At 42.5% G+C, this 12,437-nt stretch carries 8 protein-coding genes; 2 read left to right on the top strand and 6 right to left on the bottom strand.

What is annotated here, in order from left to right; all coding sequences use genetic code 11:
• Positions 1-696 precede the first annotated feature (696 nt).
• The gene (locus tag LMH66_RS19530) at positions 697-1,128 is read left to right on the top strand and encodes a hypothetical protein (RefSeq protein ID WP_229372507.1); all 432 of its coding nucleotides are present in this window, start codon (positions 697-699) and stop codon (positions 1,126-1,128) included.
• Between the two features lie 281 nt (positions 1,129-1,409).
• Here LMH66_RS19530 and LMH66_RS19525 read toward each other — a convergent pair whose 3' ends face one another.
• The 4 genes from LMH66_RS19525 to LMH66_RS19510 form a co-directional block, all read right to left on the bottom strand.
• On the bottom strand, positions 1,410-2,444 hold the full coding sequence (locus tag LMH66_RS19525; RefSeq protein WP_229372505.1) for an aldose epimerase family protein: 1,035 nt from the start codon (positions 2,442-2,444) through the stop codon (positions 1,410-1,412).
• A gap of 64 nt (positions 2,445-2,508) precedes the next feature.
• The gene (gene galK, locus LMH66_RS19520; RefSeq protein ID WP_102529469.1) at positions 2,509-3,651 is read right to left on the bottom strand and encodes a galactokinase; all 1,143 of its coding nucleotides are present in this window, start codon (positions 3,649-3,651) and stop codon (positions 2,509-2,511) included.
• A 395-nt stretch (positions 3,652-4,046) separates the two neighbouring features.
• The gene (locus tag LMH66_RS19515; protein ID WP_229372503.1) at positions 4,047-5,429 is read right to left on the bottom strand and encodes a sigma-54-dependent transcriptional regulator; all 1,383 of its coding nucleotides are present in this window, start codon (positions 5,427-5,429) and stop codon (positions 4,047-4,049) included.
• The gene (locus LMH66_RS19510; protein WP_229372501.1) at positions 5,426-7,465 is read right to left on the bottom strand and encodes an ATP-binding protein; all 2,040 of its coding nucleotides are present in this window, start codon (positions 7,463-7,465) and stop codon (positions 5,426-5,428) included. Before LMH66_RS19510 ends, LMH66_RS19515 begins: the two co-directional genes overlap by 4 nt.
• Positions 7,466-7,870: 405 nt before the next feature.
• Here LMH66_RS19510 and LMH66_RS19505 point away from each other — a divergent pair, with 405 nt between their 5' ends.
• Complete coding sequence (locus LMH66_RS19505; protein WP_229372499.1) at positions 7,871-9,658, top strand: flavocytochrome c; 1,788 nt, start codon at positions 7,871-7,873, stop codon at positions 9,656-9,658.
• A gap of 103 nt (positions 9,659-9,761) precedes the next feature.
• On the opposite strand, the gene LMH66_RS19500 is transcribed toward LMH66_RS19505, so the two are convergent.
• Positions 9,762-10,538, bottom strand: coding sequence for an ABC transporter permease (locus LMH66_RS19500; protein WP_229372497.1), 777 nt, complete (start codon positions 10,536-10,538; stop codon positions 9,762-9,764).
• 183 nt (positions 10,539-10,721) lie between these two features.
• Complete coding sequence (locus LMH66_RS19495) at positions 10,722-12,395, bottom strand: cation:proton antiporter family protein (protein WP_229372495.1); 1,674 nt, start codon at positions 12,393-12,395, stop codon at positions 10,722-10,724.
• Positions 12,396-12,437: the final 42 nt, after the last annotated feature.

The following is a 12,437-nucleotide window of genomic DNA, read 5'->3' as shown; positions in this document are numbered from 1 at the left end:
TTTGCTGTTTAAATTTCGCCGGAGCTGCGGGGTGTTCTAAGAGGGAGTCGCAGTTTACTCCCTTTTAGTCTGCTCTTTACAAAAGAATGGGCGAAGCGCCACGACCTTGATTTAGACTTTGATTTAGACGTTAACTTAGACTTTGATTTAGGTTTTTATCCAAATATAGAAATCATTAGCTGACTAAAGTTGCTAACAAATCTTGGGGCTGTGGTGAGTTAAGATCATTAGAACACTCAGACGAATCCAATTTTAGTCATTTTTGTTTGTCTCGTTTCTCACCGCTTTGAATTTTTATCACTGTCTATGAGCGGAATGTTTTTCACTTAAGCCTGCCAATATTTTGATTTTACGTGGTTATCTTTTCACTTGCCCATATTGATGGTTTTTAAAACTGTATTTTTTAAATTAGCGACTTGAAGGCTGTCATTTTTCAACTAAATTTGAAATTGAAAGCCTTGATTGAATTTTGAGCGATAGCGTTTTAAGTCGTGGGATTGATACGGTTAAGTTATAAATCACAATACCGACTTCAAAATATCAAAAAGTTCATAAAACATTTATTGATTTTTGGATCTGTTTTTGATTAATTAGCCTCAATAATCATGCGCTATCAGTGTGGTTTGTTTATTAAACGGTGTGCTTATAAATAGTGCATTATCAAAGGTATGTGTTGATTTAAGGGTGTTGGCATATATGTATAACACAGCAAAAAAACAAGTTTGGTTTGGTGAGCTTCGCACATCGAGAGGCACTTCTATTGTTGTCCATGACAATCAGTTGCCAGATGCATCTCCGGGGCGGATTTATTTATTCAATGTCAACCGAAACACCATCGGTGAATACGTTGAAGATATCGTTAAAGTTAACTTGCACGAGCTTGAAACTGAACAGTTACAAACGGTCAAAGCCGAGCATAATGAAGCTTGGATAGCTGCACGTTCTGAGTTTATGGCTAAGCACGAAGCGCACATTGAATTGTCTTCGGTTCCAGACTCTGCGCCTACGACTAAATCCAAAGCGATACCAGCATTAGAAGAGCCTATGGATGAGGTATTAGATGACGATGATATGGAATTTGAAGATACTGGCTTTGAAGCGAGTATGAGTGACGATAGTGACGACTAATGTCATCTAGTCCATTACTTTTACAATAAAGTGCTTTTATCAAAAAGTACTTTTATCAAAAAGTACTTTTATCAAAAAGTACTTTGCTCGAATATTACTTTACTCAAAAAGTATTTTGCTCAAACAGTGCTTTACTCAAATAGCACTTTACTCAAGCAAGCATGACGTTGTTTTGCAGACATAATCAGATTAGACAAAAATGGCGCGAACTTTTACGTTCGCGCCATTTTATTGCTGTGAGTTTCTGAACATTAAAAGGTCGAAGTTGAGATTACCTCGCCTTACAGAATACCAAATTCATAGCGGCTAGAGTGATGATAGGTGCCGCCTGCAGGTACCCAAGGGTCACCGGGTAAATCAGGTTGGTTAGGTGAATCTGGCAGCATTTGGGGTTCTATGCACACTGCTTGGTGTGATTGATAAACTTCGCCATTAAAACCGATAGCGCCTTCAAGGAAGTTTGCACCATAGACTTGAACTCCAGGCTGATTGGTATAAATCGTCATTGTGCGGCCGCTTTCAGGGCTTGAAAGGCAACCAAATCGAACTAAATCATCTGCAGTCTTTTGCAGTACATAGCAATGATCAAAACCATTAGTTGCCGCAAGTGCTGGACGCTGGGTTTGCTCGGAAAATACTGTGGCTTGGGATAAATCTAAATCACTGTTAGTCACTGAGCTCATAGCAATAGGCACGCCTACATCATTCATTGGTAAGTAATGCTGCGCATCCACTTGAATCTGATGTCGGGTATTGGTTTTGCTGCTCGCGCCTTCTAAATTAAAATAACTATGTTGGGTTAAACTGATAGGGCAGGCTTTATCGACCTTTGCTTGCATGTCGATAAGCAGGTTGTTGTTATCTAACCGATAATCTAGTTGCACCTGGCAATTTCCAGGAAACCCCATATCGCCATCAGGACTTGTGAGGGTTAATCTGACACCGTCTTCTAGCGGTTGCATCTGCCATTGTTTTAAATGAAAGCCATCGGCGCCGCCATGTAAACAGTTAGTTGCTTGGTTAACATCAAGTTGATATTCGTGGCCTTGATAGCTCATTTTACCGTTGGCAATACGGTTAGAGTAACGCCCTGCAATCGCGCCTAAATAGGCTTGCTGCGCTAAATAGTCAGCGACACTGTCACAGCCTAAAACGATATTTGTCATCTCGCCTTGTTTATCGGCGGTCCATAATTGGTGAATGATGCCACCAAGACTTAATATTTCAACAGCCACTTTGCCGTTATCTAATCGAATCCGTTCAATTTGACCACCGCGCGGATCTTGCCATGGTTCAAGGGCTGTTATTTGAATCATTAAAGTCTCTTCCTGATGAGATGAGTTAACTTGAAGATTGCGACGACGTAAACTTGGTCATCGCTTAATCAATTCTTCCTGCGCCATTACTGGCTGAACATAGGTAAATAATGGCTTCTATTGCTGTTTCTTTAAGGTACTTGTCTTCAATCGCATTGACGACGAGATCAGTTAACTCGTGGTCAATTAACGCGACCACACAACCGTCACTCATACGCACGCCGCCACGGTTACCGATGACTTGTTTGATGATGCTGACTAGAGTGTCAATTTCTGGTGTGGTAATGTCAAAATCAGTCTTCATCGACTCATGGGATTGCGCCATTAATTGACTAAACCTTGGCATGTCATTTTGGCCTAGTGCGCGCGCGGCACTAATGGTGCGCTGATTTTCACTTAACACGTGTCTTGCTCTGGCAAATAACTCTTCACCTAATGCGTCTTTTTCACGATTAAGCTGAACTAGACTGACTTCTCGTAAAGACTCAACAGCCAATAAGTCATTTATTTCAGCACACTGTTGTTTACGTTTATCAAAACGCTCAATCAGGCTTTGGCGATCAATGTTAGGGTCAACGATCAATAAACTGAGGTTTTCAGGGATCGCGACAGGCTCACTATCGAGCTCCAAACAATCAATCAATAACGCATGATCGGCTTCAGCCAAGGCGCTAATGGTTTGATCCATGATCCCAGATTCAGTCTTGATAAAACGATGCTCGCCGCGTTGGGCTATTTGAGCAATCGCTAAGGGAGACAAGTGAAGTTGACTGGCGTAGCTAATGGCGGTGCCGAATGCGACTTCTAAGGCCGCAGAAGATGACATGCCTGCGCCTAATGGCACATTGCCGACAATAGCAAGATCAAGCCCTTTTGCTTTCAGGCCTGATTGAAACATTGACGCGGTAAATCCTTTTAAATAATTGCCCCAGCTGCTTTGGTCTTGAGTTGACCCTTCTTCACCAAACTTCCACTGTTCTATTTGACCTGGAAAAGCATCAGTAACAGCTCTGAAGGTATTATCGCTACGTTCCTTAACCGCGATAACAGTGTGAAAATTGATTGCAGCGGGTAAAACGAATCCTTCGTTATAATCCGTGTGTTCGCCAATGATATTGACGCGACCTGGTGCTTGATACAGGTCATCAGCCGTAGTTCCAAATGTTTGTACAAACAACTTCATGGCTTTTTGAGCAGGATTAGACATACAGTTACAGTTCCAAAGAATGCCGAGTTACGTAATAGGCTACGCACTAAGTTACTGACTAAGTTACGTACTAAGTGACTAATATCGTATTGACTTACTTAACCTTAAATTTAGTCGAAAGTGAGATAATTGCGCTATAGATATGTGATTTATATCACGATTGGTCGGAGGTGTAACTAGGATTAACAATTTTGATTATATTTGGATATAAATGTGACTATTTCTGAGTTAATTCATACTGATTTAGACATCTAATACCTACAAATAGGTATTAGGTTTGATGTATTATTCTGCTTACCGAACAATATTCGCGATTACTAATACCCGCTGGCATATCCTCAATCAAAATATGCCAATGGGGGTCATTGCAATATCGCCCTGTTTCTAAGGCAGACCTAACAGCACTCATCCTTTTTAGTAATGCGACGGCTTAGAGCTGATTGACTGATCCCTAACATTTGCGCCGCAGCGGTTTGATTATTGGCAGTGCGGCTCATGGCTTCATCAATTAAGGCTTGGCTCATATCTGCTAATGTGGGTAATACCTGTGGGAAAATGATGCTATTTCCAACATGCTCAGCAGTCGACTTATGCTCATTAATCGCTTCCATAAAAGGCGAAATGTTTAATTGTATGCCATCGCTGCGACTGACAGCATCAAACACCATGCCTTTAAGTTCATGTAAATTTCCAGGAAAGTCATAGCATTTTAGTTGGCAGGCTAAGTCATTTGGTTGCTGTGGCGGTGCTAAATTCATTTCTGCAGCGGCCAATGAAATGAAGTGATTGATTAACATGGCGATATCTAATTTACGCTGCCTTAATGGCGGTAAATGAATTTTATGTGCCCGTAAGCGATAAAGCAGGTCACGTCTGAATAAGCCTTCTTGATTACGTGCGAGTAAATCATGTTGAGTTGAGGCAATGATACGGCAACTCACAGGATAAGGGCGATCGCTACCAATCGGATAGTATTGTTTTTGCTGCAAAACATCTAATAACTTTGCTTGGGATGCCAAAGGTAAGTCGCCAATTTCGTTTAAATACAATAAGCCTTTGCCCACTTGATGTAACGCGCCCGCTTGCGACTTTCCTGGCTCTTGGCTCAATTGACCAAACAATTGAAGTTCAAATGCGCTTTCACTGATCCCAGCTAGATTCACATTCACAAAAGGGGCTTCTGGACTATAAAGCTGGTGGCAACTTTTGGCGAATTCATCTTTGCCTGTGCCACTTTCCCCGTAAATCAATATCGGTTCAGGGCTGAATGCCACCGCCTCCAAGTATCTAAACTGATCCAGTAAATTAGGCTCACATGTCAGAATATTATTGAAGGCACTAGGTTGGGCCAAAGTCTTACTTAAAAAGCTTTCTTTAATGCGGTGATAATTACGTTCAAGCCCAACCACTTCCAGTGCACGACGGACGGTTAAGGCTAAATCAGCGACATCATCGGTTTTAATAAAGTAGTTATAAGCCCCATTTTTAATGCAGCGCACGGCGGTATCAACTTCATTTACCCCAGTGACAATAATCACTCGAGTATTGGGGTGTTCAAGGCGGATTTGAGCCAGCAAGTCTTCACCAGAATGAAATGGCATGGTTAAATCTAATAATACCAGCGCGTAATCTGTGCCCTCTAAGCGATTCATCACTTGACGGCTATCAACACAAGTATCAATAACCGCCTCTGGTACTAAACGATTTAAGGTGACTGCCAGAGTACGTAACCAAGGCGCTTCATCATCGACTAATAAAATATTACGGGCGAGTTTCACGGGTTTAGCTCCTTGCTATAGTTATTAGTGTGCTCTTGTCTGTTGGAGTCAGTCATGGGGCTAGCGTCTAAACCTTCCTGAGCCAGTAGGCTGAAGGTTAAGCTGAAGCAGCTACCTTCGTTAACGGTTGAAGTGACTTTCATGTGTCCATGATGTTCTTTTAATATACGGCTACAAACGGAGAGGCCTAAGCCACTGCCACCATGTGAACGTCTGGTGGTGAAAAAAGGCTCTGTTATGCGCTTTAATGTCGCTTTATCCATGCCGCTACCGTTATCTTGCACACTGATGCCTGCAGCGGTGTCAGTTGAGAACGTTTTAATTAAAATCACCCCATCACCTGGGGGAGTCGCATGACAAGCATTTTGAATTAAGTTAATCATGACTTGATGAAGTTGCTGTGCGTCCCCGTTAATTTTGGGGCTAGGTTCTGCTAGCTCAATTCTGACCTGATAGCGCTTTAATTGGTTTGCAGTTAATCGCTGCGCCACTTGTACCACTTCATTCAAACCAATGGCTTGATGATTTGAGGCAAGGTTGGGTAATGCGTAGCGTTTTAAGTCATTTACAATCCGCGAAATACGTTTGGCACTTTCTTCAACCACTTCGGTACTGTGACTTATTTCGGCAAATGCAGCTTGCGGATCAAGTCCTGCTACTAACCAAAAGGGGTTCTGTTGTTGATAATAATCCGCAGCAGGTTGTAGGTCTTTCATCGCTTCAGAAAACAAGGCGATTGAGTGAATGATGATACCGGTAGGATTATTAATTTCGTGAGCGATACCTGCTGACAGTTCCCCGAGCGAGGCTAAGCGACTGGCTTCATCGTTGGCTTGGCGAAGGTGTTGCTGTTCGGTGTTTTCTTCAAGCAGTACTACGGCTTGTTCATCTGTGATGGGGTGAATTTGCATTTGCCAGTACTGGGCTAAATAGCCCATATCCGCGATGAAGGATTTCTTTGAAGTTATGACTGATTTGACACTGGTGGCTAAATCAAATGGAGTGCCGTCAACACAATGAAGTTTACTATGGCTGAGTAATTGATTGTTATCGTTACTCCATAGGCACTGCATTTGTTTATCAAAAATGGTCATGCCGTGTGGAATACCATTCAGCACAGCCTGAAACTGATGGGATAAGGATCTGATTTTTTGTTCAGCCATTTCCCGTTGTTGTAACTCAAGAGCTAAGGCTTCTGAGCGAAACTTTAAACTGCGGCTGACTGAAATGGTATACAGCATCCCTATAGCTGAGATGATGGATATCACGATAGAAAGAATAAGCATCTTTTTATGGGTTGAAGTGATATCGAACTTTTCACGCCCCATACCAAACCATTTATTAACTAACCTATCATACTCGCCAGAAATTTTGAGTTGTCGTAATGCATCATTGATCTCATGCAGTAATGCAGCGTCTTTGGGGTGACTAACAAAGGTGAATGCGCCGAAGATAAGTGCATCACTGGCACTTCGAACAGAAGGGTATTTGGGCTGCAGGCGACGTGCGACAAAGTTTTCAGCGAGTACCACATCCACTTCTTTAGTGATCAGTTTTTGAAAGCCCGTTTCGTATAAATCAACTGTTACTTGAGTAAAATCTTGCGGTTGATCCCTTAGAAAAACATCGACAAATGCACCTGTTTTTACCGCCACTCGTTTACCGGCTAAGTCAGACCAATTATCAATGTAATCTTCGCCTTGTAGCGTAAAAGCTTTGGCATGAGTGGCATAAATCGGATCTGATTGGCTTAACTCACGTCTTTTATTGATCGGGCTGACGACAGCCACCACATCAATCGGACTGTGAATATCATGCATATCAGTCATCAATTGTTGGAATGTCTTACGGCGCACCATAATGGGTCGATCTAGCAAATGGCCAATACTGTTCATTAATTCAACATGAAAACCTTGGTCAACACCGTTATCTCGCCACTCTAAAGGAGCTGTAGTGGAGTGCACCCCAAACACAATAGTTTCCTTTGCTAACGAAGGAAAGCTGATGACTAGCAATAAACAGAGTAGGTATTTCATTAAAAGTTTTTCAATGAGTTGTATTGATTTCTTAATTGCACTTTAGCAAATCATAATCTTCATAACTGTGGCATTGGGCGTAAATTTGATAGAAAAAGTGGCGCTAAATATTACCAATAATGAGCAATTTGAAATATGGCTTTAATCAAAGGGAAGTGTGGGTTTGATCACTATCAACTATGCAAAAATGCATAGTGCTGAATTGGCTTATGCGCTTTTGCATAGTGAGAAAAGCCAGATGTGATCAGTTGTTCAGTTTGGAAACGAGTCTGCCAAGTTTGATTGAGCAAGCCTTAAAACAGGATAAAAATGGTAATAAATCAGGTTCAGTAGCCAATGTGATGCTTAATACAGCATGGCATGAAAGTGACGAATTAGCGTCATGGCTATTTTTAAGGAGTTACCATGAAATTAACACGATGCGCAGCTTTGTTAGCTGTTTTACTCGGTTCAGCAGGCCTTGCTGGCGGCGTGATGGCTGCAGACAATCTTGCTGACATGCATTCAGAAAATCAAGACTGTGAAAGCTGCCATTTACCCAGTGGCGAGCTATCTAATGACAGCCTGACTTATGAAAATGAGCAATGTGTGTCGTGTCATGGCACATTAGAAGAAGTCGCTGAAAATAATACTCGTGAAAACTACAATGCCCATGAATCTCACTTCCCTGGCGATGTAGCCTGTACTTCTTGTCACAGTGGCCATGAAAAATCAGTCGTCTACTGTGATTCTTGTCATAGCTTCGATTTCGATATGCCATTTGGCAGTAAGTGGGAACGTTATGAGCCTACCATTGCTGAACTAGCAAAAGACTCTGCTGACCGTAAAGCGGCATTGGCTAGTGCGCCTAGTGATACTGTTGATGTTATCGTTGTTGGTTCAGGTGGTGCTGGTTTCTCAGCCGCTGTTGCAGCGACAGACAAAGGTGCAAAAGTCATTTTAGTTGAAAAAGAGCCTGTGATTGGCGGTAACGCAAAACTTGCAGCCGGCGGCATGAATGCAGCTTGGACTGATCAACAAAAAGCTAAAGACATTAAAGATAGCGTTGAGTCTATGTACAAAGACACCATGAAAGGTGGCCGCGACTTAAACGATCCTAAATTAGTTGATGTATTAACATCGCACTCAAAAGGTTCAGTTGATTGGATGACTGAAATGGGCGCTGATTTAAATGATGTTGGCCGTATGGGCGGCGCATCAGCTAACCGTTCACATCGCCCAACTGGTGGTGCAGGTGTCGGGGCTCACGTGATTCAAGTGCTTTACGATAATGCGCTAGAGCGTAACGTAGATATGCGCATGAACACCCGCGGTGTTGAAATCTTAAAAGATGATTCTGGTAAAGTGGAAGGTTTACTGGTTAAAGGTAAATACACAGGCTACTACTGGGTGAAAGCGGATGCCGTTGTCATGGCAACAGGTGGTTTTGGCCGCAACAACGAACGTGTATCTCAGTACGACCCTAAATTGAAAGGCTTTATCTCAACTAACCAACCTGGCGCAACAGGCGACGGACTTGACGTTGCGGGTAACGCTGGTGCAGGCATGACCGACGTTAAATACATTCAAGCACATCCCACTTTATCGGTTAAAGGTGGTGTGATGGTGACTGAAGCGGTACGTGGTAACGGTGCGATTTTAGTGAACAAAGAAGGCAAACGCTTCGTTAATGAAATCACCACTCGTGATAAAGCAGCGGCAGCGATTCTTAACCAAACAGGTAAAGTGGCTTATTTAATCTTTGATGACTCAGTGCGTAAATCACTGAAGAAAATTGATAAATACATCCAACTTGGTGTGGTTCCTTCAGCTGACTCTCCTGAAAATCTAGGTAAGTTAGAAGGCATTGACGGTAAAGCACTTACTGCATCAATTGCGCAGTACAACAAACTAGTTGCAGCAGGTAAAGATACTGATTTTGAGCGTCCTAACTTACCGCGCGCACTGAATGAAGGTAACTACTACGCAATCGAAGTGACTCCTGGCGTTCACCATACAATGGGTGGCGTATCAATTGATGACAAAGCTGAAATCCTCTCTGAAGATAAGAAAGTGATTCCTGGTTTATACGGTGCTGGTGAAGTCACAGGTGGTGTTCATGGTGCTAACCGCTTAGGTGGTAACGCAATCTCTGACATCATTACCTTTGGCCGCTTAGCGGGTGAGCAAGCTGCGGCATACTCTAAAAAGTAAGTTTTAAAATGTAAGTCTTCATCAATAAGTTTAGCGATAACATTATTCCCCTTAATGTTATCAATGCAAAGTGAGCCAATTGGCTCACTTTTTTTTATGCTTTTTATAGGTGAGTGTTAAAGCGCATTTTTCCACTGTGGCTAAGTAACTTTCTCACGGTTAAGCTGACTGAGGTGGCCACCGAAATGGTTAAGGTGGCAAAAATAGCGACTAAGATTACGATTTGATACTTCACAGCAATAATTGGGTCGACACCACCTAAGATTTGTCCCGTCATCATGCCAGGTAAGCTGACTAAACCTGTGGTTGCCATGGACGCTAGAATAGGCGCAAAAGATTGCTGTAGTGCAGTTTGCACAAATGGTGCGGCAGCTTGTTTAGGGCTAGCACCTAACGCCAGAGCGCCGTGATATTGAGGCTGTTTTTCTTCAAATGCAGCAAACAAACGTTGCAGCGCAATAATATTGCCGCTCAGGCTATTGCCTAACAACATACCGGCAGTGGGTATCAGGTATTGGGCGCTATAAATCGGTGTCGGCTGAAATAGCCACAACATCATCACCAGTAAAATAGGCATGAGTCCAAGTAGCAGCCCTGTGCAGATAGGCACCATTAACGGCTGTTTAGGTAATTTAGCTTTACTGATAATCGCACTAGCACCAACCAGTAGCATCACCAATAGCCAAGCGAGATTTACCCAGACATTATCGAGGTGAAAAAGGTATTGCAGATACAGGCCAATTAAAGCCATTTGCAGCGTCATTCTCACCACGGCGATGGAGATCTCTTTACCGAGATGCAGTTGGTATGAGCGATTAATGGCAAAGGGGACGATTAATACCAACATAAACAGCCCAAGGGCAAGCCAACTAATATCCATAATTTATCCTTGGGTGTAAATGGCTGAAAGGTTACTTAAACAAGTCGGCATATGTTATTCAAGCTAGGTTATTCAAGCTAGTGATTCAAACATAAAAAAGCGCCTTATGACAACATAAGACGCAGTTTTGATTTGGCTACATTGCCGCTAAAATAATCAGTCGGCAGCCATTACTCAATCAAGCTAAGGTTTGCTCAGATTAGGCGTTATTTCATTTTTAGCACTGGCTTTATCTGCACTCGTTTCTGCGCCATTGGCTGTTTGTTCCCCTTCAGTTTTAGGCTCAAGTAATTCGTGGATGACGTTATCGACAAAACCTGCACCTGCTGCCTCATACAAGTTATAAACGCTGTTTACGCCTTGCTCTTTCAGTGATTCAGCATCTTCAGAGTACTGGACAATGGCACTAATTTTTCCTTGGTATTCGAGCTTTTTCAGTTGCTCAACGGCAAACATATTACCCACGTGATGTGGCATAGCCAGTAGGACTAATTCAAGTTTAGGGGCACGTTCAAGTTTTTCCCAAAAATCGGTATCGCTGGCATCGCCTTGTACAACATTACGGCCTTCGTTGCGATGAAAATCCACTAACTCTTGTTTGTGTTCAATCCCTAAAATTTCGCCGCTGTACTTACTGCGCAATTCATCATAAGCACCTGAACCAATCCGCCCCATACCTAAGATCAAAAAGCGAGGGTTACCCACTGGGATTTGTCTATCCTCTGGGTGAAGTGGATGTTTTTCAATGGTAGTGAGTGTGTCATGGAAACGCTGATACAAGCGGTTTACGCTCGCATTTAATGGTGCAGCGATTAAGAAACTAATACTCAATGCCACCGCTAAAATAATTAACCATTCGGCTGGTAGCCAGCCTTTTTGCGCCGCAACCGCCGCAACAATCAAACCGAATTCACTGTAGTTGCCTAAGTTAAACGAGGCAAACAACGAGGTACGCGCACGCAGCTTAAAGCGGGTAAGGATGAAGAAAAACAGCAATACTTTAAACGGAATAAGTAACACTAATAACCCTGCAAGTCCCACATCTTCGATAGTGGGTAGACCATTTAAGCCAATGGTTAAAAAGAAGGCGACTAAGAATAGTTCTTTAAAGTAGTAAATTGACTTAGCGAGCTCAGATGATTTTGCGTGACCTGCGAGTAAAATGCCCATGATCAGAGCGCCCAAATCAGGTTTTAAACCAACGGCTTCAAATACCCATGCGCCCATGATAAGTGCCATGGATAAACCAAATAAGATCAGCATTTCACCGTGGCCCACTCGGTCAAACACTTTATAAATCACCGGTTTCAATAACGGTAGTAGCAGTAAACCTAAGGCATATACTGATGGAAATTCGCCTTTAGAAATCGTTAAGAACAATACCGCAAAGATATCTTGCATAATCAAGATACCAATGGCGATACGGCCATATAGTGCCTGGCCATCTCCGTTTTCATCGAGCACTTTAACGGCAAACACGGTACTTGAGAAACTTAAGGCAAAACTCAGCAGTAATAGTTGGTCTATCTCTAGATCAATCAGTCTATCTAGACCGACTAAACCCAAGAGTTTTAATATAGGCAAAAAGAACAAAATCGAACCGATTAAGTGCAGACTGGAACTGGCCCAAATCTCAGATTTAAGCAAGCTTTTGACATCCAGTTTCAAACCAATAGCAAACAGCAATAACATAACGCCTAAGTCAGCTAGTTCTTGCAGTAATGGCACACTTTCATCTTGGACACCAAAAATAAACAGTATGAAGCCTGCTGCTAAATAACCAATAAGCGGAGGTAACCCGACTCGGCTAACGAGCATGCCGCAAAGCAGGGTAATGATGAAAATTGCTGGTTCCATAATGCCTTATTTCTAGTTGTTGAAAATGGGTTGTAGTTAAGT

This window comes from Shewanella sp. 10N.7 (assembly GCF_020806285.1).
GTDB classification, from domain to species: domain Bacteria; phylum Pseudomonadota; class Gammaproteobacteria; order Enterobacterales; family Shewanellaceae; genus Shewanella; species Shewanella electrodiphila.
This window is presented reverse-complemented; position numbering and strand designations above follow the sequence as displayed.